Source organism: Bradyrhizobium sp. 155, from assembly GCF_023101105.1.
GTDB classification, from domain to species: Bacteria; Pseudomonadota; Alphaproteobacteria; order Rhizobiales; family Xanthobacteraceae; genus Bradyrhizobium; species Bradyrhizobium canariense_D.
The window spans coordinates 3,243,806-3,267,091 of the sequence record NZ_CP064704.1 but is presented as its reverse complement, the minus strand read 5'-3'; the positions used below and the strand labels follow the sequence as shown (position 1 = coordinate 3,267,091).

The 23,286-nt window shown below is 64.8% G+C and carries 27 protein-coding genes; 14 read left to right on the top strand and 13 right to left on the bottom strand.

Annotated features, from left to right (window positions below; genetic code table 11):
* Positions 1–6: 6 nt before the first annotated feature.
* The gene (locus tag IVA93_RS15905; RefSeq protein WP_085384460.1) at positions 7–774 is read left to right on the top strand and encodes an SDR family oxidoreductase; all 768 of its coding nucleotides are present in this window, start codon (positions 7–9) and stop codon (positions 772–774) included.
* Positions 775–800: 26 nt separating this feature from the next.
* On the top strand, positions 801–1,832 hold the full coding sequence (locus tag IVA93_RS15900) for an L-idonate 5-dehydrogenase (protein WP_247370549.1): 1,032 nt from the start codon (positions 801–803) through the stop codon (positions 1,830–1,832).
* A 13-nt stretch (positions 1,833–1,845) separates the two neighbouring features.
* Here IVA93_RS15900 and IVA93_RS15895 read toward each other — a convergent pair whose 3' ends face one another.
* Entirely contained in the window at positions 1,846–2,718 is an 873-nt protein-coding gene (locus IVA93_RS15895) for a DUF3280 domain-containing protein (RefSeq protein WP_247370547.1), read from the bottom strand.
* Between the two features lie 190 nt (positions 2,719–2,908).
* Here IVA93_RS15895 and IVA93_RS15890 point away from each other — a divergent pair, with 190 nt between their 5' ends.
* Positions 2,909–4,294 carry a HAMP domain-containing sensor histidine kinase gene (locus IVA93_RS15890; RefSeq protein ID WP_018455245.1) on the top strand — a complete coding sequence of 462 codons (1,386 nt, stop codon included), beginning with the start codon at positions 2,909–2,911 and terminating at the stop codon, positions 4,292–4,294.
* A complete protein-coding gene (locus IVA93_RS15885) occupies positions 4,291–4,953 on the top strand; it encodes a response regulator (RefSeq protein WP_085384464.1) in 663 nt (220 codons plus the stop codon). The genes IVA93_RS15890 and IVA93_RS15885 overlap by 4 nt, the downstream gene beginning before the upstream one ends.
* 4 nt (positions 4,954–4,957) lie before the next feature.
* On the opposite strand, the gene IVA93_RS15880 is transcribed toward IVA93_RS15885, so the two are convergent.
* The gene (locus IVA93_RS15880; RefSeq protein ID WP_204511428.1) at positions 4,958–5,800 is read right to left on the bottom strand and encodes a hypothetical protein; all 843 of its coding nucleotides are present in this window, start codon (positions 5,798–5,800) and stop codon (positions 4,958–4,960) included.
* Between the two features lie 209 nt (positions 5,801–6,009).
* Between IVA93_RS15880 and IVA93_RS15875 the strand changes: the two genes are divergently transcribed.
* From IVA93_RS15875 to IVA93_RS15865, 3 genes are read left to right on the top strand one after another with little or no spacing between them, the layout of a single operon-like run.
* Positions 6,010–6,888 (top strand): IclR family transcriptional regulator, encoded by an 879-nt coding sequence (locus IVA93_RS15875; RefSeq protein WP_204511429.1) that lies wholly within the window; start codon positions 6,010–6,012, stop codon positions 6,886–6,888.
* A 36-nt stretch (positions 6,889–6,924) separates the two neighbouring features.
* On the top strand, positions 6,925–7,899 hold the full coding sequence (locus IVA93_RS15870; protein ID WP_204511430.1) for a Bug family tripartite tricarboxylate transporter substrate binding protein: 975 nt from the start codon (positions 6,925–6,927) through the stop codon (positions 7,897–7,899).
* A gap of 22 nt (positions 7,900–7,921) precedes the next feature.
* A complete protein-coding gene (locus IVA93_RS15865) occupies positions 7,922–9,142 on the top strand; it encodes an ABC transporter substrate-binding protein (RefSeq protein ID WP_204511431.1) in 1,221 nt (406 codons plus the stop codon).
* Positions 9,143–9,262: 120 nt separating this feature from the next.
* On the opposite strand, the gene IVA93_RS15860 is transcribed toward IVA93_RS15865, so the two are convergent.
* Positions 9,263–9,754: an SRPBCC family protein gene (locus IVA93_RS15860; RefSeq protein ID WP_204511432.1), complete on the bottom strand. Its 492-nt coding sequence runs from the start codon at positions 9,752–9,754 to the stop codon at positions 9,263–9,265.
* Between the two features lie 2 nt (positions 9,755–9,756).
* Positions 9,757–10,173, bottom strand: coding sequence for an ArsR/SmtB family transcription factor (locus IVA93_RS15855; RefSeq protein ID WP_204511433.1), 417 nt, complete (start codon positions 10,171–10,173; stop codon positions 9,757–9,759).
* Positions 10,174–10,543: 370 nt separating this feature from the next.
* Between IVA93_RS15855 and IVA93_RS15850 the strand changes: the two genes are divergently transcribed.
* Positions 10,544–11,599 carry a serine hydrolase gene (locus IVA93_RS15850; RefSeq protein ID WP_204511434.1) on the top strand — a complete coding sequence of 352 codons (1,056 nt, stop codon included), beginning with the start codon at positions 10,544–10,546 and terminating at the stop codon, positions 11,597–11,599.
* A gap of 70 nt (positions 11,600–11,669) precedes the next feature.
* Here the strand turns inward: IVA93_RS15850 and IVA93_RS15845 are convergent, their stop codons facing one another.
* Both IVA93_RS15845 and IVA93_RS15840 read right to left on the bottom strand, forming a co-directional pair.
* A complete protein-coding gene (locus tag IVA93_RS15845) occupies positions 11,670–12,491 on the bottom strand; it encodes an outer membrane protein (RefSeq protein WP_204511435.1) in 822 nt (273 codons plus the stop codon).
* A gap of 266 nt (positions 12,492–12,757) precedes the next feature.
* The gene (locus IVA93_RS15840) at positions 12,758–13,462 is read right to left on the bottom strand and encodes an SDR family oxidoreductase (RefSeq protein WP_085384467.1); all 705 of its coding nucleotides are present in this window, start codon (positions 13,460–13,462) and stop codon (positions 12,758–12,760) included.
* A 122-nt stretch (positions 13,463–13,584) separates the two neighbouring features.
* On the opposite strand from IVA93_RS15840, the gene IVA93_RS15835 reads away from it, so the two are divergent.
* On the top strand, positions 13,585–14,427 hold the full coding sequence (locus IVA93_RS15835; RefSeq protein ID WP_247336131.1) for a GNAT family N-acetyltransferase: 843 nt from the start codon (positions 13,585–13,587) through the stop codon (positions 14,425–14,427).
* An 18-nt stretch (positions 14,428–14,445) separates the two neighbouring features.
* Here the strand turns inward: IVA93_RS15835 and IVA93_RS15830 are convergent, their stop codons facing one another.
* Positions 14,446–14,886 carry a hypothetical protein gene (locus IVA93_RS15830; RefSeq protein WP_026232911.1) on the bottom strand — a complete coding sequence of 147 codons (441 nt, stop codon included), beginning with the start codon at positions 14,884–14,886 and terminating at the stop codon, positions 14,446–14,448.
* 282 nt (positions 14,887–15,168) lie between these two features.
* On the opposite strand from IVA93_RS15830, the gene IVA93_RS15825 reads away from it, so the two are divergent.
* Complete coding sequence (locus IVA93_RS15825) at positions 15,169–15,453, top strand: hypothetical protein (RefSeq protein WP_018455258.1); 285 nt, start codon at positions 15,169–15,171, stop codon at positions 15,451–15,453.
* Positions 15,454–15,506: 53 nt separating this feature from the next.
* On the opposite strand, the gene IVA93_RS15820 is transcribed toward IVA93_RS15825, so the two are convergent.
* From IVA93_RS15820 to IVA93_RS15795, 6 genes are all read right to left on the bottom strand, one after another.
* Positions 15,507–15,797 (bottom strand): hypothetical protein, encoded by a 291-nt coding sequence (locus tag IVA93_RS15820; RefSeq protein WP_204511437.1) that lies wholly within the window; start codon positions 15,795–15,797, stop codon positions 15,507–15,509.
* A gap of 19 nt (positions 15,798–15,816) precedes the next feature.
* On the bottom strand, positions 15,817–16,239 hold the full coding sequence (locus tag IVA93_RS15815) for a curlin (RefSeq protein ID WP_276018145.1): 423 nt from the start codon (positions 16,237–16,239) through the stop codon (positions 15,817–15,819).
* Between the two features lie 74 nt (positions 16,240–16,313).
* Positions 16,314–16,691 carry a curlin gene (locus tag IVA93_RS15810; protein WP_247336127.1) on the bottom strand — a complete coding sequence of 126 codons (378 nt, stop codon included), beginning with the start codon at positions 16,689–16,691 and terminating at the stop codon, positions 16,314–16,316.
* Between the two features lie 32 nt (positions 16,692–16,723).
* Positions 16,724–17,116, bottom strand: coding sequence for a curlin (locus IVA93_RS15805; RefSeq protein ID WP_204511438.1), 393 nt, complete (start codon positions 17,114–17,116; stop codon positions 16,724–16,726).
* Between the two features lie 119 nt (positions 17,117–17,235).
* Positions 17,236–17,637, bottom strand: a complete 402-nt coding sequence (locus tag IVA93_RS15800) for a hypothetical protein (RefSeq protein ID WP_018455265.1) — start codon at positions 17,635–17,637, stop codon at positions 17,236–17,238.
* Between the two features lie 165 nt (positions 17,638–17,802).
* Entirely contained in the window at positions 17,803–18,462 is a 660-nt protein-coding gene (locus IVA93_RS15795) for a response regulator transcription factor (RefSeq protein ID WP_018455266.1), read from the bottom strand.
* Between the two features lie 643 nt (positions 18,463–19,105).
* On the opposite strand from IVA93_RS15795, the gene IVA93_RS15790 reads away from it, so the two are divergent.
* From IVA93_RS15790 to IVA93_RS15775, 4 genes are read left to right on the top strand one after another with little or no spacing between them, the layout of a single operon-like run.
* A complete protein-coding gene (locus tag IVA93_RS15790) occupies positions 19,106–20,533 on the top strand; it encodes an efflux RND transporter periplasmic adaptor subunit (protein ID WP_085351325.1) in 1,428 nt (475 codons plus the stop codon).
* Positions 20,530–21,255, top strand: a complete 726-nt coding sequence (locus IVA93_RS15785; RefSeq protein WP_204511439.1) for an ABC transporter ATP-binding protein — start codon at positions 20,530–20,532, stop codon at positions 21,253–21,255. The genes IVA93_RS15790 and IVA93_RS15785 overlap by 4 nt, the downstream gene beginning before the upstream one ends.
* The gene (locus IVA93_RS15780) at positions 21,252–22,475 is read left to right on the top strand and encodes an ABC transporter permease (protein ID WP_106944263.1); all 1,224 of its coding nucleotides are present in this window, start codon (positions 21,252–21,254) and stop codon (positions 22,473–22,475) included. The genes IVA93_RS15785 and IVA93_RS15780 overlap by 4 nt, the downstream gene beginning before the upstream one ends.
* A 48-nt stretch (positions 22,476–22,523) precedes the next feature.
* Positions 22,524–22,841, top strand: a complete 318-nt coding sequence (locus IVA93_RS15775; RefSeq protein ID WP_204511440.1) for a response regulator transcription factor — start codon at positions 22,524–22,526, stop codon at positions 22,839–22,841.
* Positions 22,842–23,286: the final 445 nt, after the last annotated feature.

Genomic DNA, 23,286 nt, shown 5'->3' with positions numbered 1-23,286 from the left:
CTTGAGATGAGCACCGCCCTCTTCGATCTTTCCGGCCGCACCGCGCTCGTGACCGGCTCCTCCCGCGGCCTCGGCCGCGCCATTGCCGAGGGCATGGCCAAGGCCGGCGCCAAGCTGATCATCAACGGCGTCGATCCCAAGCGTGTCGAGCAGGCCGTCGCCGAGTTTCGCGCCGCCGGCCACCAGGCCGAAGGCGCCGCTTTCAATGTCACCGACGAGCCTGCGATCGTCGCCGCCTTCAACGACTTCGACAAGAGGGGCATCGCGGTCGACATCCTCGTCAACAATGCCGGCATCCAGCACCGCAAGCCGCTGGTGGAGTTCACCACCGACGAGTGGCGCAAGGTGATCGAGACCAACCTCACCAGCGCCTTCGTGATCGGCCGCGAGGCGGCCAAGCGCATGATCCCGCGCAAGTACGGCAAAATCATCAATATCGGCTCGCTCGGCAGCGAGCTCGCGCGTCCCACGATTGCGCCCTACACCGCTGCCAAGGGCGGCATCAAGAACCTGACCCGCTCGATGGCGGTGGAATGGGCCCAGCACGGCATCCAGGCCAACGCGATCGGCCCCGGCTACATGCTGACCGACATGAACGAGGCGCTGGTCAACAACACCGACTTCAACAACTGGCTGATGGGCCGCGTTCCCTCCAAGCGCTGGGGCCGACCGGACGAGCTGGTGGGCGCTGCGATCTTCCTGGCCTCGGATGCCTCGACCTATGTCAACGGCCAGATCATCTATGTCGATGGCGGCATGATCGCTGCGATGTGAGCCGCGAAACGCTGAGGGAGCCAACCATGCACGCCGTCGTCATTCACGCACCGAAAGATCTGCGGATCGATAGCTATCCAGATGCAGCGCCCGGTCCGGGCGAAGTCCGCGTCAAGATCGCGAACGGCGGCATCTGCGGCTCCGATCTGCACTACTATCATCACGGTGGCTTCGGTGTCGTGCGCATCCAGCAGCCGATGGCGCTGGGGCACGAGATCGCGGGCGTGGTCGCAGCCGTCGGTGACGGCGTCACGAACGTGAAGCCGGGCACTCGGGTCGCGGTCAATCCGAGCAAGCCGTGCGGCCGGTGCCTGCATTGCCAGGAGGGTATGCGCAACCAGTGCCTCGACATGCGCTTTCTCGGCAGCGCGATGCGCTTTCCCCATGTGCAGGGCGGCTTTCGCGAATTCATCACGGTCGATGCGGCGCAGGCCGTTGCGATCGCCGACAAGCTGTCGCTGGCGGAAGCCGCGGTCGCCGAGCCGCTCGCGGTGTGCCTGCATGCCGGCAAGCAGGCCGGGCCCCTGCTCGGCAAGCGCGTGCTGATCACCGGCTGCGGCCCGATCGGCGCGCTGATGATCCTGGTCTCGCGCTTCGGCGGCGCGGCCGAGATCGTGGTCACCGACGTCGCGGAGGCGCCGCTTGCGGTCGCCAGGAAGCTCGGGGCCAGTCATGCCATCAATGTCGCGGCCGACGCCGCGGCGCTCGATCCGTGGCGCACCGGCAAGGGTGTGTTCGACACGCTGTTCGAAGCCTCGGGCAACCAGGCCGCACTCCGCACCGCGCTCGACGTGCTCAGGCCGGGTGCCACGTTGGTGCAGCTCGGCCTGGGCGGCGAAATGACGCTGCCGATCAACTCCATCGTCGCCAAGGAATTGCAGCTGCGCGGCACCTTCCGCTTCGATCCCGAATTCGAGCTGGCGGTGCGGCTGATGGGCGAAGGCCTGATCGACGTCAAGCCGCTGATCACGGCGACCATGCCGTTCGAGAACGCGGTCGCAGCGTTCGAGCTCGCCAGCGACCGCTCGCAGTCGATGAAGGTGCAATTGACGTTCTGATCGATGAGCGCTGCTATTGGTTCTCGATCAGCCGGTCGCTGACCAGCCGCACGGCGCCCCGTTTCCAGGAATAGTCCGCGCCCAGGCGCAGGCCGCTGTCGCCGCGTGCCAGCACCGCGCCGGTCCTGGCATCGCGCACCTGGAAGCCGAGCGTGTATTCGGTGCGGCTGACCCGCCGCACCACCCCGATCAGAGACTGATCCGCACCGAGCCCTTGCGCCATCGCCGCTTCGCAGCCGCCGCAGTCGCGTAAAGCGCGTGCCTTTACCGCCTCCTCGTTCGCGCTGCCGACATCGACGAGGCGGTAGCGGCCGGATTGGCCAAGGGCATCGCGCACACTGCCGGTCACTTCGGCCAGATTGGATGCATCTGCGGCCGCGAGACCGGCGGCCGGCGCCGCGGTGTTGTCCTCGAGCTCGAATTCGAACACCGCCAGCGCGATCGGCGCGGGTGCGCCGAGCGCGGCCATGATCTCGCGGGACACGAAGATCTCGGCACGCTCCCATGATTCATCATTGTCGCCGCGGAAGGTGTAGAGCTTGTCCATCACGACCTTCCTGGCGCCAACGTCGATCACGGCGACCTTGGCCCATAGCACCAGTGTGCTCGTCTTCTGGATGCCGCCGATCACCTTGAACGCCGCGCCGTCCTGGGCCGAGGGCACCAGCCGGTAGCGCCGGTCTCCGCCGATATCTTGCCGGAGCGCAGCCATGAAGGCCGCCAGCCGTCGCTCGTGGGCGGCGGTCTGGTTGGCAGGCTCCGCTGACGTATCGGTATAACTGAAATCGTCCATGGCGACGCCGACGGCAGTCTCGGCACCAAGCGCATAAGCCGGCGGAAGGACGACAAGGAGACAGACTGAGAGGATCAACCGGCGCAGGTGCATAAATGTGCCTCGTATGACGGAGCGGCGCACAATCTGGACGGCGTAATCAGGGCTCGCAGCAGCGCCGGTCCCGGCGATGACCGGGAAAATTTCACGACGGTGCACCGCACTCACACCTGACGGCTTTGCGCTAGGTGCGTTCTGCCGTTTAATGCGGGCGCGACAACCCGTTCGCACCAGGTGCCCGCCGATGTGGAACCGCCCGAGGTTCGATCTCAAAGTCCGTCTGACGTTGCGCGTGGCCGCGATATCGGCCGCCTGCTTCGCCGTTATCTCCGCCTATTTCCTGATTACGGCCGACCGCGCGGCGCATGCGCGCCTCGACGACATCGCCGCCATCGTCGCCAAGACGCTGGAGCTACAGCAGGGCAAGATCCAGTGGGTCGCCAGCCCGCGCTCGGACTTTCCCAACCTCGACCCCGTTTCGGCCTATGTGATGACGCCCGGCCTGTGCCTGGCATTCCGCGGCACGAGCGGCGACATCCTCCAGCGCTTCTGCAGCGGCGCGCCCGCCCCGGCAAACCCGCCGCCGCAAGCCTTCACGGCCTTCTATCGCAGCCTGTTCGACCCCGGCCGCGAAGCGGCACGGCCTGTGATCGTGCGCGGAGCGAAGCTTGGCGACGCCGTGGTCTCGGTCGAGCCGGCCGTGCAGACGGCGGAGGCCTGGCACGAGGCCGGCCGCCTGATGCTGGCGCTGGCGATCGCGCTGCCGCTGCTCTGCGCCCTGGTCTACGCCGCGCTGGCACGCGCGCTGCGCCCCACCCGCATGATCCGCACCGGCCTGGAGCGGATTGCCGCCAACGACCTCACCACGCGGCTGCCGCCGTTCGACCTTGCCGAGCTCTCCGCGATCCGCGACGGCTTCAACCATCTCGCCGAAAGCCTCGAGACCGCACTTGCCGAACGCAGCGAGCTGACGCGGAAGCTGATCGCGCTCCAGGACGAGGAGCGCCGCCATCTCGCGCGCGAGCTGCATGACGAGTTCGGCCAGTCGCTCGCCGCCATCCGGGCGCTCGCCTCCTCCGCCCGCCAGACCGCCGCGCAGGACTGCCCTTCCTTGCTTGGCGAATGCGACGGCATCGCGCGGACCGCAACCGGCATGATGGAGACGTTGCGCGGCACACTGTTCCGGCTGCGGCCGCCGGATGTCGAGGAGCTCGGGCTCGTCGCCAGCCTCGAAGGCCTGGTCGCGGGCTGGAACGGGCGCAGCCGCGGCGAGACGCGCTTCTCGATCCGGTTCGACGGCGCATTCGAGACCCTGCCGGCCACGATCAGCGCCAGCCTCTACCGGATCGTGCAGGAGGCGCTCACCAATGCCGCCAAGCATGCCGTCGCCACGCGGGTCAGCCTGGAATTGACGATGGGGGCGAGCGAGATCGCGCTTGCGATCGACGATGACGGACGCGCGACCGATCCCGTCGCGAAATCCGGAATGGGCCTGCTCGGCATGCGCGAGCGCGTCGCGGCCTTGCGCGGCCAATTGAGCTTCGAGGCCAAGCCGAACGGCGGCTCCGCACTGCGCGTCGTCATTCCGCTCGCAGCCGCCGATCGGCCGCCGCTGGAGCACGCCGCATGAGCGCGGCCGGCGCGACCATTCTGCTGGTCGACGACCATTCCGTCGTCCGCGAGGGCTATCGCTCCGTGCTCCAGAAGCAGCCGGGACTTCGCGTCATCGCCGAAGCCGCCGACGGCGCCGAGGCCTATCGTCTCTACAAATCGGAGGCGCCCGACCTCGTCATCATGGATCTGAGCATGCCCGGCATCGGCGGCATCGAGGCGGTCAGGCGCATCAGGCAGTGGGACAAGGGCGCGAGGATCCTCGTCTTCACCATGCACGAGAATGCCGGCTTTGCCGTGCAGGCGATCCGCGCCGGCGCCAGGGGCTACGTCACCAAGACCAGTCCGCCGGAGACGCTGGTGCGCGCCGTGATGGACGTGCTCGCCGGCAGGATCGCAATCAGCCCCGACATCGACCATGAGCTCGCGCTGAGCCGGCTGGCCGGGGAAAGCTCTGCCGCCGACGTCCTCACGCCGCGCGAATTCGAAGTGCTGCGGCTGCTGCTCGCCGAGAATACGACAGAGGAGATCGCCGAGACGCTCCATGTCAGCCCGAAGACGGTGGCGAACCTGCATTCCCTGATCAAGGACAAGCTCGGCGTCGGATCCGACATCGAGCTGGTCCGGCTGGCGCTGCGCCAGGGCATCTTGACGGAGGTCGATCTCGGCGAGGCCTGATTGCTCAAGCCAGATAGCGCGTGAGATAGCCTTCCATCGCGTAGAGCGCACAAAGCGCAAGGCTCGACCACACGGCGGCGGTGAAATACAGGAACATCCAGGTCAGCTCGCCCTTCCAGTGCGCGATGTCGTGGGTCACGACCCAGCGCGTCGAGACGTCATGCAGGCCTTCGAGGAAGCCGAGCAACCGGTTGCCCTCTTCATACCCTGCCCGCCAGCGGCTGAGATACATCGGCACGTCGACGGTGACGAGGAAGGCCAGAAAGCAGGCGATGCCGACGATGCCGGCAATCAGCGCCCAGCGCACCGGCCCCTGGAATTCCGGCATCAGCCGGCACAGCGCGATGCCCGCGAGGAAGAATGTCACCGCCCACAGCGAGTTCTCGATCGCGTTGAAAAGGAAGTTTGTCGTCACCACCGCATACCAGGAGAAGCACTCCGCGATGATGATGATGGGCACGATCACCCACGCGATGTTCACAACCGTCTCGGCGCCCGTCATGGTCCCGAGTTGATGCAGGATGACCGCCCATTGCGCCGCGAAGCACAGTTCGGCCACGGTCGCGACCGTGCGGCCGACGAAGACGCTGGAGAGCCAGGTGTCGAACAGACAGATTCGCTGCACGTCGGCGCGCGGCAGGAACGAGCGGAAGGCGCAGCCGAAGACATAGCCGGCGCAGAGCAGGAACATCACTCCGATGTCGGAGCCGCCACTGATGCGGCCGGCGGACGTGGGATCGAACGCGCGGTACAGCATGAACCAGGCGAGAATGTTGGCAGCACTGACCAGCGTCAGGGACCCCCACCACCACGCGAGGGGATTTGTCCGCGCCTGCCACTGCAACATGAATCGCTCCGCTGTAATCGATATGACATTCAGTCGTAATAATCCTGTCACACCAACCCACGGAATCACGACTAGAATCTGTGTGCGGCGGAGCTCGTCGCGCACATTTTATCCGCACGGGCAACGCCGGCGTGTCCGGATAGTGGACACAAAATACTATTTTATGAATCTATTGGACAACCGCCCCGACCGGGTTCATTTAATCCTCGATGGCCAAAACCGCGTCCAAACCGATCCGCGCCTCCTCGTCCGCTGCCGCCGTGCTGGCGGACAGCATCGACGACGCCGCGTTCGCGACGACGCTGGCAAAGGGTCTCGTGGTGCTCGAAGCGTTCAAGGCGGGAGCGACGCAGCTCGGCAACATGGAGCTGTCGACGCTGACCGGGATTCCGCGTCCAACGGTGGCGCGGCTGACGCATACGCTCGCCGAGCTCGGCTACCTCCGCTACGATTCCGAACGCGCCAAATATCGCGTCGGCGCGCGCGCCCTTCGCATGGCGCATCCGCTGCTCGCCGACATGCAGTTCCGCCAGGTCGCGCGGCCCATGATGCAGGAGCTCGCGCAAAGCGTGCGCGGCACGGTCTCGATCGGCCTGCTCGATGCGACCTCCATGATCTATGTCGAGACCGCGCGCTCCGGCGACGTCGGCCCGCACGTCCCCGACATCGGCATGCCCATTTCCGTGGTGATGACGGCGATGGGCCGTGCCGCGGCGGCGACCTTGCCGCAGGCCGATGCCGCGCTGCTCGAAGAGCGCATTGCAAGCGAGGACACCGAGCTGTGGTCGGCCTTCCGCGAGACATACCGCGCCGGCCTCGCACAATGCATCAGCCGTGGCTTCTGCACCTGCTTCGGCGAGTACATCGCCTCGATCCATGCCGTCGCCGCGCCGCTGTTTCATGCGCGTGAGGCGAAGCAGGCCTTTTCGATCAATTGCGGCATCCCCGCATTCCGGCTCCAGCCCGGCCAGCTGGAGGGCGAGATCGGCCCGCGCATTGCCGCTCTTGCCGACAGCATCCGCACCATGATTGGGGCGGCACCGGCGACCGAAACACAAAAGCAGAACAAGAAGAGCGCCAGGCGATGAACAAGACAATCGGCGCTCCGCCATCGGGAGGCCACCATGACCATCACACGGCGAACATTTTTGGGCACCCTCGCTCTTTCGATATCCGGACTTCCATTCGCCGCACGCGCTGAGGACGCCTGGCCGTCGCGTATGGTGCGGCTGATCTCGCCTTACGGGCCCGGCGGCTCCAACGACATCTCGCTGCGGCTGCTGGCCGAAGAGTTCGGCCGCAACCTGCACCAGCAGTTCATCGTAGAGAACAAGCCGGGCGCCGGCACCCGCATCGCCAACGACACGGTCGCGCATGCGCCGGGCGACGGCTATACCCTCCTCTATGTCGCGGCGCCCTACGCGACCGCCGAAGCGCTGTTCGGCAAGCTGACCTATGAGCGCAAGGATCTGCAGCCCGTCGCGATGGCTGTGATCGCGCCGCTGTTCCTGATCATCAGCGCGGATGCGCCGTTCAAGACGCTTCCCGAATTGATCGCCTACGGCAAATCGAAGCCGGATGGCCTGACCTTCGCCTCGCCCGGCGCCGGCTCGCAGCCGCATCTTGCCGGCGAACTCCTGTTCAAGGATGCCGGCGTCAAGGGTCTCAACATTCCCTTCCGTGGCGATGCCGCGTCCTACACCGAACTGCTCGCCGGCCGCGTCGATGCCACGCTGACGGCGCTGCCGACCGCACTGCCCTACATCCAGAGCGGCAAGTTCATCGTGCTCGGCGTCGCCTCGGCCGAACGCAGCGCGCTCTATCCGCAAGCGCCGACCCTGCGCGAGCAGGGTTTTCCCAACGTGGCCGCGGCCGGCTGGTACGGTTTCATGGCGCCTTCGACGACGCCGCGGGCCATCGTCGACAAGCTGCAGGCCGAAGTCTTGCGCGCGCTGGCCGAGCCGGTGGTCATGGACAAGCTGACCGCCCAGGGCCTCGAAGTGCGCGCCGGCACCGCGGCCGAGTTCGGTCAGTTCATCGACAACGAAACAAAAAAGTGGACCGGGCTGATCCGCGAGGCCGGTCTCAAGGGCGAGTGACGGTCACGAACAGGGAATGGAAATGAAAAACGTACTTCTCAACCGTGTCCCGGCAGTCGCGATCGTTCTCGCGCTATCGATCCCGGCGGCACAGGCCCAGAAGAAATACGATCCCGGCGCATCCGACACCGAGATCAAGGTCGGCCAGACCGTCCCGCTCAGCGGGCCGGCCTCGGCCTATGCCGTCATCGGCAAGACCCAGGCCGCCTACATGAAGATGATCAACGACCAGGGCGGCGTCAACGGCCGCAAGGTCAATCTGATCCAGTATGACGATGCCTATTCGCCTCCGAAGACGGTTGAGCAGACCCGCAAGCTTGTCGAAAGCGACGAGGTGCTGCTGACCTTCCAGATCATTGGCACGGCGCCCAATGTCGCCGTGCAAAAATATCTCAACGCCAAGAAGGTCCCGCAGCTCTTCGCGGCAACGGGCGCGGCGCGTTTCACCGATCCGAAGAACTTCCCCTGGACCATGGGCTTCAATCCGTCCTACCTCGTCGAGGGCCGGATCTACGCGCAATATCTTCTGAAGAACCATCCGAACGCCAGGATCGGCGTGCTCTATCAGAACGACGATCTCGGCAAGGATTACCTCGCCGGCTTCAAGGCAGGTCTCGGTGACAAAGCGAAGATGATCGTCGCCGAGACGTCCTACGAGATCACCGAGCCGACCATCGACTCGCAGATCCTGCGGTTGAAGGATGCCGGTGCCGACGTGCTGTTCAGCGCCACCACGCCGAAACAGGCCGCGCAGGCGATCAAGAAGGTGGCCGAGATCGGCTGGAAGCCGCTGCACATCATCGACATCAACGCCTCCTCGGTCAGCGCGGTGCTGAAACCTGCCGGACTCGACAACGCCAAGGGCGTCGTCAGCGTCGGTTATGTCAAGGATTCAGCCGATCCCGAATGGAAGGACGATCCCGGCATGAAGCGATATCTCGCCTTCATGGCCAAGTACTACCCGGAGGGCGACAAGGATTCGAACCTGAACGTCTACGGCTATATCACCGCGCAGCTGCTGGTGCAGGTGCTGAAGCAATGCGGCGACGATCTCACGCGCGAGAACGTGATGCGCCAGGCCGCCAGCCTGAACAACATCGCACTCGACCTGACGCTGCCGGGGATCTCGGTGACGACGACGCCGACGGACTATCGCGTCAACAAGCAGTTCCAGATGGTGCAGTTCGACGGCCAGCGCTGGCAGAAACTCGGCGACATCGTCACGGACGACGCGAAGGAATGAAGCGCCCCTCATCCCGAGGGGCGCGCGCCTTGAAGAATGAAGGCTTCACCAATGGTCCTCGTGCTTCGAGGCGGCCGCTCCGCGGCCTCCTCCGCATGAGAGAGGAAGTGGCTGCTCGCCCTACCTCTTCATCCCACTCACATAGGCCGCGAGCTTGTCGAGTGTCTGGTAGCCGTATTCGACGGCACCGAAGTTGATCATGCCGTCGCGCTGCGCCGCGCTCGACGCCAGCTGCCGCATCATCAGAACCGTCTTGCCGTTGCTCTGCTCGGCGAAGGTGACGGTGAAACGGAACATTCCGGGATCCTCGTCCTGGTCGGTACCGTGATCCATCTCCATCAGCGACGGCCGTTCGATGCGGCGAAAGCGCATGCGGTTCGGGTAGACCGTGCCGTCCGGGCCGATCATGTTGAAGCGCCAGACGCCGCCGACCCGCACGTCGATCTCGAAGGTCTCAACCTTGAAGCCCTTCGGGCCGAACCATTGCGGCAGATGCTTCGGGTCGGACCACGCTTCGAACACCAGATCGCGCGGCGCGTCGATCACGCGCGACATCACGATCTCACGGTCGAGCGACCATTGCGACAGCGCGGGATTGGCAGAATTCGTCATCGTCAGGAACCTTTCCGTCTGGTTGTCTTGCCGGTTGTCTTGTCGATCGGCTTGTTACTTGACTTGGTCGCCCGTTTGGCAGCCGCCCGCTCTTTCTTCAGCTTCATCACATAGGTTTCGAAGCGATCGAGCCGCGCCTCCCAGATCGCACGCTGGTGCTGGAACCAGTCCTCCGCAGTGAGGAGCGCGTCAGGACTGAGGCGGCAGGTGCGCACGCGGCCGGATTTCTCCGACAGGACGAGACCGCTCGTCTCCAGCACATGGATGTGCTTCATGAAGCTCGGCAGCGCCATCGCGAAGGGATCGGCGAGTTCGCCGACCGACGCCTCGCCGGCGCAGAGCCGCATCACGATCGCCCGCCGGGTGGGATCGGCAAGGGCCGCGAAAACCTGATCGAGCCGGGATAGTTGGTTAGCCATGGGGCTAACTATAGGGCTGCCATGATCTCGCGTCAACAATTGTAAGCCAATTAGCTAAGTTAATTTTGCCGACTGGTAGCCTGGATGAAGGGAAGCGTAATCGGGGCCGCTCGCTCGGCTGCGGCACTTTCCGGGTTGCGCTTCGCTCCATCCGGGCTAACGGACCATTCGCGCGGAACCCACCACGCGCAATCGTGAATAGGGAGGATCGGCCCTTCCCACTACAAGAGACTGGGGGCGCATCGAATCTTGCGCCAGAGCCGTGTCGTCTGTTGTCACCTCATCGTATCTCACCCGACGGGCGCTCGCCCGGGCCGCGCTCGTTCCCGTTGCGCTTGCATGGCCGCGCGGGGCCGCCGCGGATTCCGACATGATCGCGCAGATGCGCGACATCGTTGCGAACGAACTGACGCCGACCGCGACGCCGGACCAGCCGGGCGGTCTCGCCGCTGCACTTTATGCCGGCAGCCATGTCGAGTACTTCAATTACGGCTTTGCCGACAGCGCCACGCGAAGGCCGGTCACGCCGGACACGCTGTTCAACCTCGGTTCCCTACGCAAGCCGTTTGAGGCGACGCTGGTTGCGCTCGGCACCCTCCGCGGCGAACTGCGGCTCGACGATCGTCTGGCGAAATATCTCCCGGAGCTCACCGGCGACTATGTTCGCCGCATCACTGTCGGCGAACTCGTCACGCACACCTCAGGCATGCTGCTGCCGACCGATCATCCGCCGTGGCCGAGCGACGCGTTTTCCCGCGCGCAGCTCATCGACATGTTCAACAGCTGGAGACCGCAAGCCGGCGAAGTGCCCGGCAAGCAGCGCGTCTACAGCCACGCCGGCTACGTGCTGCTTCAACTCGTGCTCGAGCGCTGTTACGGCGCTCCGATCGCAACCCTGTTTGAACAACACATCCTCAAGCCGATCGGCATGAATGCGACCTCCGTGCCCGAACGCGGCGAGGACAGCCGTGCCGTCATGCACGACGCCTGGATGCAGCTCGCGGTCCAGGGCTACTCGGATCAGGGCATGGCAATCGGCCCCATCGGCAACCAGCAGAGTTATTTTGATTTCCCCGGCACCGGCCAGATGTTTTCTTCGCCGCGGGATCTCGCCGCATTCGTTGCGGCCTGCGTCGATGGGCAGTCGACCGAGCCTCACTTGCGCGAGGCCCTGCGGATGACTCAGCACGAGATCTTCCGCGTCGACGACAAGTTTGGGCAGGGAATGGCCTGGGAGACGGTGCGTCTGCCGGGCGTCACCGTCGTCGACAAGCCGGGTGGGCTCAACAACGCCTCTGGCTATATCGGCCTGGTGCCGGCGCAGCGGATCGGGATCGTCCTGCTCGCCAATCGGGGCGAATATCCGCACGAGATCGCGCGCTACAGGATCCTGCCAGCATTGGCGCATCTGGCGGCATCGCACTGAATCCGCCTAGCGAAAAACAGAAAGCGCCGGCTAAGCCGGGGCTTTCCACGCCAGGTCGGAACGGGAATGCTCAGTACCTGGCAACGACGGGTCCGCCGAACTTATAGTTCACGCCGACGCGCACGATGTTCGATTTGAGATCGACCGAGTGGGTGAAGACGTTGGTCGGAAACGCGCCGCCCAACAGATTGGTGCTGGTCACGGTGCTGCGTCCGAGGTCGACGTAGAGATATTCCGCCTTGAGCGACCAGCCGCCGCCGAAGGCATATTCGGTGCCGACACCTGCGGTCCAGCCGAGGCGTGTGTCGCGGAACGCGGCCGACTCCGTCGCCGCAGCGAACGTGTCCACGAAGTTGAAATTGCCCGTCACCTCGGCGATCGCCGCACCGCCGGTGGCGTAGAGCAGCCAGGTCGGAGCAGCGAGGAAACCGATGCGGCCGCGGATGGTGGCGAGCCAGTCGGCCGAGACCGACGACGACACGGTGAAGCCGGTCGGTGCGCAGCACGGATAGAGCGCCGAACCCGTCGCACTGCCCTTGAAGCCGAAATAGTTGATATCGCCTTCCAGGCCGAGCACGGCGTTGTTGAGTTGCCAGTTATAGCCGGCGGTAAGACCGCCGGTGACGCTGGAGCTGTTGACACGCTGGGCGCCGACTGCAGCAATCGCGGTAACACTGGTGTCCGCGAAATAGCCGGCGGGATCGAACGCGGTCGAGGTGGCCGGATCGGCGCTGCCCCATTGCCCGCCGACATTGCCGCCGACGTAAAAGCCGGTCCAGTTGTAGGCCGTCGCCATCATTGGCGCCTTGGTGTAGTGCGCCGCGAGGTCGGCCGCCTGCACGGATGCGGAGCCCAAAACAACCGCGGCAACCGCCAGCAAAAACTTCTTCATTCCAGTCTCCTTGCCCCGCGCGATTGATCTCGCGTTTCGAATGCGCGGGCGGAAGTTGTCCGGCGCAGATTGGGCATAGGCTGCCGGTCCCTGGCCGTCTTGGGCTGCGGCGAAGTTCATAGGGACTGTGACGTAGTGTGAGCCGTGCGGCACGCGAACGCGTGACGGGTGTGACTGGAGGGCCACGCGTCATCCCTCCTCCGTGACGCGCGACGCACACCACTGTCGCATCGCGACAACCCGCGCGCGATCCGACGCTCCGCGTCTCAGACCGAACGCGTCAGTCCGCCGTCGACGCGGATGTTCTGTCCCGTGATATAGGCCGCGCCGTCGGACGCCAGGAACGAGATCGTCGCGGCGATCTCCTCGACCTTGCCGTAGCGCCGCATCGGCACGCTGTCGCGGCGTGCATCCAGCTGCGGCAGGCTGTCGATCCAGCCCGGCAGCACATTGTTCATCCGGATGTTGTCGGCGGCATGGGTGTCGGTGAAGATCTTCGTGAAGGCGGCGAGGCCGGCGCGGAACACCGCAGAGGTCGGAAACATCGCGCTCGGCTCGAACGCCCAGGCGGTCGAGATGTTGATGATGGCTCCGCCCTTCTGCGTCTGCATGATCGGCATCACCAGCCGGGTCGGACGGATCACGTTGAGCAGATAGGTGTCGAGGCCGGTGTGCCACTGCTCGTCGGTGATCTCGGTGATCGCCGCCCGGGGCCCATGGCCCGCGCTGTTGACGAGCACGTCGATGCGTCCCCATCGGGCAAGCGCCCCGTCCACAAGCCGCTTCAGATCGTCGTTCGATTTGTTGGAACCGGTGATCCCTAACCCACCGAGCTCGGCTGCCAGCGCCTCGCCCTTGCCGGAAGAAGACAGGATGGCGATGCGAAAGCCGTCGGCTGCGAGCCGGCGCGCAGCCCCTGCCCCCATGCCGCTGCCGCCGGCGGTCACGAGTGCGACCTTCTCTGCTGCCATCTCTGCTGCCATGAGCGATCATCCTTTGTGATATCGTGGAGGCGAGCCGTGGGCCCGGCCTATCATGAGGCCTTCTACCGCCGGACCGGCCGGAAGGTCCACCGTCGAAGGCGACTTGAAAGATGAGCGATTTGGAGATCCGCAATTTGCGCCCCGAGGAGATCGCCATCGCCGTCGACTGGGCCGCGGCCGAGGGCTGGAATCCGGGCCACTCCGACGCCGCCTGTTTCGCGATCCCGGACGCGAAGGGCTTCTTCGTCGGCGAGATCCACGGCGAGCCGGTCGCGACCGTCTCCTGCGTCAACTACGACGATCGCTTCGCGTTTCTCGGCTTCTACATCGTGCGATCGGGTTTTCGCGACAGAGGCCACGGCCTGCGCATGTGGAACGCGGCGATCGCGCATGCGGGCGCTCGCGTGATCGGCCTCGACGGCGTCGTGGCACAGCAGGACAATTACAGAAAGTCCGGCTTCCAGCTTGCTCACGCCAATGTCCGCTATGGCGGCTTCGTCGCCGCGCCATCGAGGCCGCCCGCCGATGTCGTTGCGCTCGACACGATCCCGCTCGCGCTCGTTGAAGCCGACGATGCAACGGTTTTTCCGGCTCCGCGCAGTGCCTTCCTGCGTGCCTGGATCGGCACATCAGGACATGTCGGGCGCGCGCTGCTGCGCGACGGCAAGCTCGCTGCATGGGGCGTGATCCGGCCGTGCCGGATCGGCCGCAAGATCGGCCCGCTCGTCGCCGACGACCGCGCGGCGGCGGAAGCGATCGTGCAGGCCTTGCTGGAAAGCGCAAACGGCGGCGAGATCTTCCTCGACGTCCCCGCCGTCAATCGCGAGGCGATTGCGCTTGTGGAATCACTCGGGCTGAAGCCGGTGTTCGAGACGGCGCGGATGTACACGGGGCCGATCGCGCCGCTGCGGACCGACCGCGTCTTCGGCGTGACCAGTTTTGAGCTGGGCTAGCTGAGCCGAACTCGCTGCTCAGTAGCAGCGCATGATGTTGACGGTGTGCTCGCCGCCGCCGCGGCCGGGCACAGTGACCTGCTCCGTCGGACAGCTCGGCACGTAGGGCCGGTCTGACGGCACCACGTTGGGCGGGAAGCGATGCGTCCAGTCCCAGGGAACGTCGTACGTATAGGTGTAGCGCACGTCGCTGGAGACGGGTTGGGCGGTCTCGGCGAAAGGCTGGCCGTAGCCAGCATTGTCATAGTAGAACCCGCCGCCGCCCGGCCAGTAGACCCAGGGCGTGTTGCGGCCACGGAACCTGGCGCCCGGCGCAATCGGCGGACGCGCCGCCGGACCGGAAGGCGTGGCGGCATGCGCGACGGTGCCACCGGGCCTGGCAAAACCGACGCTGGGGGCAAGGAGCAGCGCGGCTGCGCTGAGCGAGGCGAGCAACGCCCCAAATGATCTCGACATCATGATACGCACCAACTCGTTTGGCTTCGCGAATAGCGGCTCCCCACCGCACGCTAGGCCGGGCTGTCGCCCACCCGCAAACGTATAATTAATTATTGGTTAAGGCACGGGATGAACAGGGAACAAGCTGCGGCAAGACGCCCGGGATTCCGGCTGATGTCGCTCGTGTTCCCGGGAAACGGACTTCATAACCAGTTGATCGGAGTTGATCGCTTCGGCCGACAACACCCGGAACGCTCCCGCACTGCGGTCGTTGGCTCCCGACACCAGCAAGGAGCATCTCCAATGCAGAACAAATCGAAACTCCTCTGCCTGATCACGGCTTCCCTCGTCGCGGGCACGACGGCCGCCTCGGCCCAGGGCTATGATTGGAACGGATCCCGCGCGGGTTGGGATCGCACCGCCCCCGCTTACCAACCGGTTCAGCCACGCGCGTACTATCCTGATGTGGCCGGACCTTACAGTGCGCTCAACGGCACCAACCATCCCGCGCCGAGCTCGACGCAGGGCGATGTCGGCCCGGAGGGCAACAACAACGGCACCCTGACCGGCGTCTATCGCAGCTGGTAACGCCCGCTCACGATGAGGCCCATCGTCCATCACGGACGATGGGCCTTCGTGCGTCAGCGGCCCTGCTGCTTGCGTAGCCAGTCCAGCATGTCCTGTGGATTTCCGGTGCCCTGCGTCACAATGGCGGTGTTGCCGCCGCTGCGACGATAGACCGTCGTGCGCCCAGGCTCCTTCTCGATCTTGACCTCAGCCTGCGCCGGATCGCCGCTCTGGGTGATGACGGACGTGCCGTTCTCGTCCTGAACCATCGTGGTGTGGCCGTCACCTGACTCGCCGGCTCCGGCCGGCCTCGCTGCCATTGCCATCATGATGCTCATTCCTGCTGCAAGTACGATGAACCTCATATTGCACCTCACCTTCTGATCACCGGCTGAACTGAAATATCGACAGCCAGTTGAAGCGCCCGAATTGTCGCACCGTTCCCGTGTTCATATCGCCGATCTGGAGCAGGAGGGCATTGGTGGAATTGCCGACCTGAGTGATATCGGCGATGTTGCTCACACCCGACTGACCGATCGCCAAATTGGTGGTGCCACCCACCTGGATCACATCGACATAATTTCGCGTGCCGTTCTGGATGATCGTCGCATCGACCGTTCCCGTGCCACCGATCTGGATGACACGCGCAATATTGATGCTGCTGTTCTCCTCGATCGTGACCGGCTGGACGTCGTTGCCGAATTGCACGATCGTTTCGATGCTCACGTTCCGGTTCGTCACGCCGCGCTGGACAGATCCGGCGGATGCCTCGGACGCGACGCTGACGGCGGCGAGCAATGCCGCCAATGCCAGGAGCAGTCTACCGCATATCATTGCCTTGCCCCCATTGCATTTCTGACGACGCTGAGGTCGCGCCCAACTCAATGGCTATTCTGGACAACAGTCGCCGAGTTGAACGCACCGAACTGGGACAGGAAACTGCTGGTCGACTGGCCGGCCTGGCCGACAAACGCGACATTGTTCACGCCCGCCTGCCCGACCGATGCCGACGTCGTCCCGCCGAATTGCAGGATTCCGGTCGCGTTGTTCGTGCCGTTTTGAGTGACGGTCGCGCTGGTGCTGCTGCCTATCATGAACACGCCGGCCATGTTGAGTTGACTGTTCTGGTTCAGCACGACCGGCGGGCCGCCGAGCGACACGATGGTCTTGATGTCGGCGGTCTGGGCACCGGCCGATCCGGCGCCTATGCAACACAAGGTGAGAAACGCGCCGCAGGCGGCGCCGGAAAAATGTCTCATGACATGCCTCGCGACTGAAAATGGATTTGCGATCAAGGAGTCTGCTGCAAAATCGTCGAGCCGTTCAGGATTCCGAGCTGTCCGACGGCCGCCGCGTTGTTCGCGCCGATCTGGCCGATCAGGCTCGAATTGGAGCCACCGGCCTGGCCGAGTAACGCGGTGTTGGACGCCGTCGCGGTGGTGCCGCCCTGCCCGATCACTGAGGTGTTGACGGTCAGGAGCGAGCCCGTCTGCAGGGTGGTCGCAGTATTGGTGGCGCCGAATTGCATCGTGGTGGCGCTGTTGTTGGTGCCGCCACTCTGCGAGATGAAGGAGTTGTTGGTGGTGCCGAATTGCAGCACGCTGGCCGAGTTGCCGGCCTGGGCATCGACAGCGGTCAGCAAGCCGAACGCGACGATCGTGGCAACGAGATATTTTTGATGCATGACATTTCCTCCGCGAAAGTCGGCGGACAAGCTCTCACCGAGTCGTCCCGCCCGAGGCGGTGCTTTCAAGGATGGCGCGGACGCGCCGCAGATGACGCGTCCGGCCAAACGGGGCTGGCTTAGTGCGCCGTCTGCGAGACGGTGCTGCTGTTGACGCCGAACACGCTGAGCTGTCCGACGGCGGCGGCGTTGTTCTGAAGCGCGGCAGGCCCGAACGAGTTCTGGGTAATCGCGCTGCCGTTGTTGCCGAACGCCACTTGGCCGGTCGTCGCCGAGTTCTGCACGCCAACCTGGTTGACCGTGCTGCCGTTGTTGAGCGAGGCCGCGCTGGTGCCCTGCATCGTGGTCGCGCTGTTGATGATGCCGAGCTGGCTGGTCGACGAGCTGTCGTTGGTGAGGCCCTGCTGCGAGACGCTGGAACCGTTCACGACGCCCACTTGCACCGTGGTCGCAGTGTTGGCGGCCTGCGCGGCGGAGGAGAGGGCGAGCACGGCAACGGAAGCAAAAAACAATTTGCGCATGGAATATCCTTTCTGGCTAAGATCTCTGACTGGGTTCGGATGCCGTCTTGGAGGAGGCCGACATCGCAGGACCGACTTTGAACCGATCGTGCTGCGTGCGACAGACTGCAGTTCATGCTAATCGGTACGGACTAGACGTTGCGCGGCGCCTTGGTGCCTGCGGCACTAGCTGTACGGTTGTCCCGTGCCGGTTCGTGTCGTCTCTTCTTCGCGTCCCATGCTGTCGACCAACCGCACCACCTCGATCGGCGAGCGAAGCTCCAGTTTTCGCATCATCCTGGTGCGATGGACCTTGGCCGTCACTTCGCTCACCCCGAGCCTCGCCGCGATCTGCTTGGCGACGAGACCTTCGGCCATCAACAGCATGATCTCCCGCTCCCTCGCCGTCAGCGTCTCGACGCGCTGGCGCGCTTCGCGCACGCTATCTTCGCGTTCGAGCCGCCTGCGGTCGCGCTCGATGCCGTGCCTGATCGCGTCGAGGATCTCCTGTTCGCGAAAGGGTTTTGGAAGAAACTCGACTGCGCCGCGCTTCATGGCCTCGACCGAGACGCGGACGTCGGAATGGCCGCTGATGAAGACGATCGGGATAAGCACGCCCGTCTCGGCGAGCCGGCGCTGAAGCTCGAGGCCGGTCGGCGCCGTGCCGGGAAAGCGGACGTCGAGCACAAGGCATGAAGGCCCGCCGGAAATAGTCTCCCCGAGAAACTCGTCGGTCGACGCAAACAATTTCACCTGATGCCCGGTCTCCTCGCAGAGACTTCCTATCGCGGTTCGAATCTGGATCTCGTCGTCAATGACATAAACTGTGGCTTGACCTGAACTCATGGAAACGGGCTCCCCGGATTGGGGCTCGATGAACAAGCAACGAGCCATCCATTCTTCTTGCAAGCGAGATCAAGGTGCTCGGATGAATTCGCGGGGATCGAGCGAGTCGCTCCGATCCGCCGCTTCGACGTCTTAGGCCCAACACCCGTTCAAGACGAGTGAAGGTGTTCACACATCGGGTTTCGTGATTGCGGGGATGCGCCCTCGCGACCTGCGGCATCATGGCGAGGCGCGATATCGGCAATGCTGCGATTGGGAATGCGACGACCGGAAACGCGACGATCTGGCGTGGGAACTTCGGTATCGCCGAGTGCGTCATGGCGTCGCCACCCACGTGCCGACTTGAACGCCGGGCGCTGGCCGCTTCGGCCAGAGCAGACGAGACGTTCAGTCAGCTTGTCGAGTTCGATACCGCGCGCGTCATATCGATACGCTCCGTATGCATTTCGGGCAAGTCGTGAAAAATAGCACCCGCGGACTTTACTTCTGGATCATCAAGCGCACCCGACCGTCGCCCCGGCAGCGGCGACACACTGACGATCGCCCGCGTTTTTCAAGATTTACAACCATAGCGGGTTTACAACCATAGCGCGATCTCTGCCTTTGCCGCCAACGATGCCATTTCAAGAGGCGGGTTTTTGATATGCGATTTGTGCCAGTTATTGCCTTGCTCGGAACTGCATGTGGCCTCGCCGCGGTCTACGCCGCGGGGCCGGCCGTCATCACCGACGCGGCCGGGGCCGCGGCGCAGAAGGCGGCCCTTGCCTACGCATCGAGCCAACGGCTGCTCAGACCCGTGGGGCTGGAAGCACGGAGCTTCGGATCGGACGCCCCCGTATTCCGCTTTGCCTCAATCCAGCGCGGCAGCATCGAGCAGACCATCACCGTCACCGGAGCCCTGCAGCCGGTCAAGACGATCGAGGTGGGTTCCCAGCTGTCCGGGCAGCTCGCCCGGGTCTATGTCGATTTCAACGACACGGTCAGCAAGGATCAGCCGCTCGCCCTGATCGATCCGCGCAGCTTTGCGGCCAAGGTCGACGAAGCCCGGGCCTCTCTGGCCGTTGCCAATTCTCTGGTCGACGTCGCACGGGCCAAGCTCGATCGCACCAGGATCGATCTGCAAAACGCAAGGGGTAGCCGGGACGTGCTCGCCGCCAAGCTCGAGAGTGCCCAGGCAGTCAAGAGCTCGGCGCAAAAGACCTTGCAGCGGAAGCAGGCACTCCAGTCGCAAAACGTGGTGGCCACGACGACGGTCGACGACGCGCAGACGGAGTTCACCGCGCGTCTGGCCCAGGAACGCGAGGCCGAGGTTCTGATGTCCCTCAACTCCTATGCAGTGGATGGGGCGCAGGCCGACGTCCGCCGGATCGAGGCGGAATTGCAGCAGGCACGCATGGCCGTGCCGGAAAAGGCGGCCGTTCTCGCTGCGGCCCAGGCCGATCTCGACCGCACCGTGATCCGCTCGCCGATCGATGGCGTCGTCGTCGGCAGGTTCGTCAACGAGGGCCAGACGCTCGCGGTCGGACTGGAATCGCGCACCACGTTCGTGGTCGCGCATCGACTGGAGGACATGGAAATCCACGCGCAGGTCGACGAAGCCGATATCGGACGCATCGCCCCCGACCAGCGCGCGCATTTCACGGTGGATGCCTACCCGGACCGTCGCTTCGAGGCGGTGGTGCGGCAGGTGCGCAAGGCACCGCAGAACCAGCAGCACGTCGTGACCTACACCGTCGTCCTGGCCACCTCCAATCTCGACGGCGCGTTGCTGCCCGGCATGACCGCCCTGGTAAAGATCGTGATCGAGCGGCAGGACGACGTGCTGAAAGTGCCGCTTGCTGCATTGCGCTTCCAGCCCTCGGGCACGCGGCCGGACGCCGCGGCGCGCAGCGCCGTGTGGGCGCGCACCGCCAGCGGCTCACTCCGGCGTATTCCGGTGACCGTCGGCGCGGCCGGCACCGAACAGGTCGCACTCAGGAGCGGAGACCTCGTCGAGGGCAGCCAGGTCGCCGTGGGTCAGGCCATCCGGCCGGCCGGCATGGAATTTCTCGGCATAAGGTTCGGATCATGACGGCCCTCCCGCCCCTCATCAGCCTGCAGTCGGTCTCCAGGACCTATCGCGCCGACGGAGTAGCGGTGACTGCGGTGCGCAATGTCAGCTTCGACATCGAACGAGGCGAGATCGTCGCGGTGATGGGACCCTCGGGCTCCGGAAAATCGACGCTGATGAACATGATCGGGCTGCTCGACCTGCCGAGCGAGGGCGCGCTCTATCTCGAGGGAGCCGACGTCGCCGATCTCTCGGAAGACCACCGGTCGTCCCTGCGCGCCCGCAGCATCGGCTTCGTATTCCAGTCCTACAATCTGCTCGCTCGCCACAATGCGATTGAGAACGTCGCGCTGCCGCTGGTCTATTGCGGCATCAGCCGCAAGGAACGCCTGGCCCGCGCCGAGCAGAGCCTGGAGGCCGTCGGCATGGTGCACCGGGCCCACCACTTCCCGCGACAGCTCTCGGGCGGTGAGCAGCAGCGCGTCGCGATCGCGCGCGCCCTGATCGCCTCCCCGCTGATCGTGCTCGCCGACGAGCCGACCGGCGCGCTCGACAGCCGTACCGGCGCCGAGATACTGGCCCTGTTCGCCGCGCTGAACCGGTCCGGCCAGACCATCGTGATGATCACGCATGACCCCGGCATCGCGACCCAGTGCCGGCGCACGATCCGCCTGCACGACGGCGAGCTCGTCGCTGACGAAACGCTGGTCCCGATCCTGCCGAAACGGAACGCTGCGCCATGACCATGCTCCAGGGCTTTCAAATCGCTTTGCACGCGTTGCGCCTCAATCCGTTGCGCAGCATCCTCACCATGCTCGGCATCGTGATCGGCGTCGCCTCGATCGTGACGGTGTTTGCGATCGGGTCCGGCGCGCAGCTTCGCCTGCAGGAGCAGATCCGCTCGATCGGCGCCAACGTGCTGATGATCAACCCCGGTGCGGTCTACCAGGGCGGCGTGCGCCTCAAGGATGGCAGCAAGCTGACCATGACCGAGAGCGACGTGCAGGCGATCCTCGAGCAGATCCCCGAGATCCAGGCAGCGGCCGGCTCGATTGCAGGAACGGCCCAGGTCATTCACGAGAGCAAGAACTGGAACACGACGATCAACGGGACGACGACCGGGCACTTCATGGTGCGCGACTGGCAGCTTGCGACCGGGCGCTATTTTTCCGGCAGCGAGGAGGCAGGCGCCGGCAAGGTCGTGATCCTCGGCAGCACGGTGGCGCATGAGCTGTTCGCGCCCGGCGAAGACCCGATCGGCGCACAGATCAGGATCATGAAGGTGCCGCTCGAAGTGGTCGGCGTTCTCGATCGCAAGGGACCGGCGCAGGACGACGTCGCCTTCGTGCCGCTCACCACGGCCAAGCTGCGCTTCCTCGGCAGCGCAAGCAACATCAACCGGGATTCGGTCGCCTATATCATCGCCAAGGTGGCCGCGGACGGACAGATGGCGGGGGCGCGAACGGAGATCGAAAACCTGCTGCGGCAGCGCCACCGCATTCCCGCTGGCCAGGAGGACGACTTCAAGGTCCAGGATCCGGCCGCCGCCATGGAAGCGCAGCAGGGAGCGATCCGCACCGTCGCGCTCCTGCTCGTCGCCATCGCCTCGGTCTCGCTGCTCGTTGGCGGCATCAGCATCATGAACGTCATGATCGTTTCGGTCACCGAGCGCACGCGCGAGATCGGAATCCGCCGCGCGCTTGGCGGGCGGATGCGGGACATCCGTCTTCAGTTTCTCTGCGAGGCCCTCGTGCTCTGCCTGCTCGGCGGCGCGATCGGCGTCGGTGCCGGCGTCACGCTCTCGATGACGGTCGCTCGCATGGCAGGATGGATCACCTCGATCGACGGTCAGGCGATCGGCCTTGCCCTCGCCTTCTCGATCGCGACCGGCCTGATCTTCGGCTTTTATCCCGCCCACAAGGCATCCAAGCTCAGCCCGATCGAGGCACTCAAGACGGAGTGAGAATATGCTGGAGTGTTCGCATCGACCAATGGCCACGGAGGAGCAGTTATGAGTCCGGATCCGAAATATTCGATCACACCAACGCCACGCGAGCGGGACCTGATGACGCTGATCGCCCGCGGAATGCAGAACAAGAACATCGCGTACGAGCTCAAGATCTCGGAGAACACGGTGCGGGCGCATATCGGCAACATCATGCGCAAATACCGCCTTCAGAACCGGACCCAGATCGCGATCATCTTTGCCCTGCAGGCGGCGCCGCCATCGCTTCGCCGCAACCTGGCCAATGGCGGCCGCAATTCCACGACGGCCGCGCCGGCCAAGGCGGTCGCTCAGAATACGCCGGTGCCGACGGCACCGGATTGACCGCTCGGCCACAATCCCTTGCGTCATTTCTGGCGAAACACCCAAGTCCGGGGTCAACGCAACGGCGACAAAATATTTCTCTTTATTAGAATTCGGATTTTTGTTAGGAATTTCTCAACCCGGCCCAAGGAAGAGGGGCGTATCGCGATCGTCACGAACGCGGGCCGGACGGCGGTGGACGTTAGTCACATCGGCGCGAATGGCTTCGCAGGGCGGCTAACCGTGAGCGAAGGCGTCGCGCACACGACCGGTGCGATCGGCGTACGGCAAAATCGTGTGGTCCTGACGCCCGGGGTCTGTGCGTCAAGCGTTGCGGTGATGTGGGTTGCCCAACCGGGCACACGCATCAGCCATCCGCAAGGCGACGGGGGCAATAGTGCATCGCTCCCCGGGGAGAGCACGACATAAGCCGTAAAGCCACTGCGCAGGGAAGGCCGGATGTTGG

Excerpts from the sequence above, each read along its gene's own strand:
- IVA93_RS15905 (WP_085384460.1), top strand. The coding sequence starts at position 7 with ATGAGCACCGCCCTCTTCGATCTTTCCGGCCGCACCGCGCTCGTGACC.
- IVA93_RS15900 (WP_247370549.1), top strand. The coding sequence starts at position 801 with ATGCACGCCGTCGTCATTCACGCACCGAAAGATCTGCGGATCGATAGC.
- IVA93_RS15895 (WP_247370547.1), bottom strand. The coding sequence starts at position 2,718 with ATGCACCTGCGCCGGTTGATCCTCTCAGTCTGTCTCCTTGTCGTCCTT.
- IVA93_RS15890 (WP_018455245.1), top strand. The coding sequence starts at position 2,909 with ATGTGGAACCGCCCGAGGTTCGATCTCAAAGTCCGTCTGACGTTGCGC.
- IVA93_RS15885 (WP_085384464.1), top strand. The coding sequence starts at position 4,291 with ATGAGCGCGGCCGGCGCGACCATTCTGCTGGTCGACGACCATTCCGTC.
- IVA93_RS15880 (WP_204511428.1), bottom strand. The coding sequence starts at position 5,800 with ATGTTGCAGTGGCAGGCGCGGACAAATCCCCTCGCGTGGTGGTGGGGG.
- IVA93_RS15875 (WP_204511429.1), top strand. The coding sequence starts at position 6,010 with ATGGCCAAAACCGCGTCCAAACCGATCCGCGCCTCCTCGTCCGCTGCC.
- IVA93_RS15870 (WP_204511430.1), top strand. The coding sequence starts at position 6,925 with ATGACCATCACACGGCGAACATTTTTGGGCACCCTCGCTCTTTCGATA.
- IVA93_RS15865 (WP_204511431.1), top strand. The coding sequence starts at position 7,922 with ATGAAAAACGTACTTCTCAACCGTGTCCCGGCAGTCGCGATCGTTCTC.
- IVA93_RS15860 (WP_204511432.1), bottom strand. The coding sequence starts at position 9,754 with ATGACGAATTCTGCCAATCCCGCGCTGTCGCAATGGTCGCTCGACCGT.
- IVA93_RS15855 (WP_204511433.1), bottom strand. The coding sequence starts at position 10,173 with ATGGCTAACCAACTATCCCGGCTCGATCAGGTTTTCGCGGCCCTTGCC.
- IVA93_RS15850 (WP_204511434.1), top strand. The coding sequence starts at position 10,544 with ATGATCGCGCAGATGCGCGACATCGTTGCGAACGAACTGACGCCGACC.
- IVA93_RS15845 (WP_204511435.1), bottom strand. The coding sequence starts at position 12,491 with ATGAAGAAGTTTTTGCTGGCGGTTGCCGCGGTTGTTTTGGGCTCCGCA.
- IVA93_RS15840 (WP_085384467.1), bottom strand. The coding sequence starts at position 13,462 with ATGGCAGCAGAGAAGGTCGCACTCGTGACCGCCGGCGGCAGCGGCATG.
- IVA93_RS15835 (WP_247336131.1), top strand. The coding sequence starts at position 13,585 with ATGAGCGATTTGGAGATCCGCAATTTGCGCCCCGAGGAGATCGCCATC.
- IVA93_RS15830 (WP_026232911.1), bottom strand. The coding sequence starts at position 14,886 with ATGATGTCGAGATCATTTGGGGCGTTGCTCGCCTCGCTCAGCGCAGCC.
- IVA93_RS15825 (WP_018455258.1), top strand. The coding sequence starts at position 15,169 with ATGCAGAACAAATCGAAACTCCTCTGCCTGATCACGGCTTCCCTCGTC.
- IVA93_RS15820 (WP_204511437.1), bottom strand. The coding sequence starts at position 15,797 with ATGAGGTTCATCGTACTTGCAGCAGGAATGAGCATCATGATGGCAATG.
- IVA93_RS15810 (WP_247336127.1), bottom strand. The coding sequence starts at position 16,691 with ATGAGACATTTTTCCGGCGCCGCCTGCGGCGCGTTTCTCACCTTGTGT.
- IVA93_RS15805 (WP_204511438.1), bottom strand. The coding sequence starts at position 17,116 with ATGCATCAAAAATATCTCGTTGCCACGATCGTCGCGTTCGGCTTGCTG.
- IVA93_RS15800 (WP_018455265.1), bottom strand. The coding sequence starts at position 17,637 with ATGCGCAAATTGTTTTTTGCTTCCGTTGCCGTGCTCGCCCTCTCCTCC.
- IVA93_RS15795 (WP_018455266.1), bottom strand. The coding sequence starts at position 18,462 with ATGAGTTCAGGTCAAGCCACAGTTTATGTCATTGACGACGAGATCCAG.
- IVA93_RS15790 (WP_085351325.1), top strand. The coding sequence starts at position 19,106 with ATGCGATTTGTGCCAGTTATTGCCTTGCTCGGAACTGCATGTGGCCTC.
- IVA93_RS15785 (WP_204511439.1), top strand. The coding sequence starts at position 20,530 with ATGACGGCCCTCCCGCCCCTCATCAGCCTGCAGTCGGTCTCCAGGACC.
- IVA93_RS15780 (WP_106944263.1), top strand. The coding sequence starts at position 21,252 with ATGACCATGCTCCAGGGCTTTCAAATCGCTTTGCACGCGTTGCGCCTC.
- IVA93_RS15775 (WP_204511440.1), top strand. The coding sequence starts at position 22,524 with ATGAGTCCGGATCCGAAATATTCGATCACACCAACGCCACGCGAGCGG.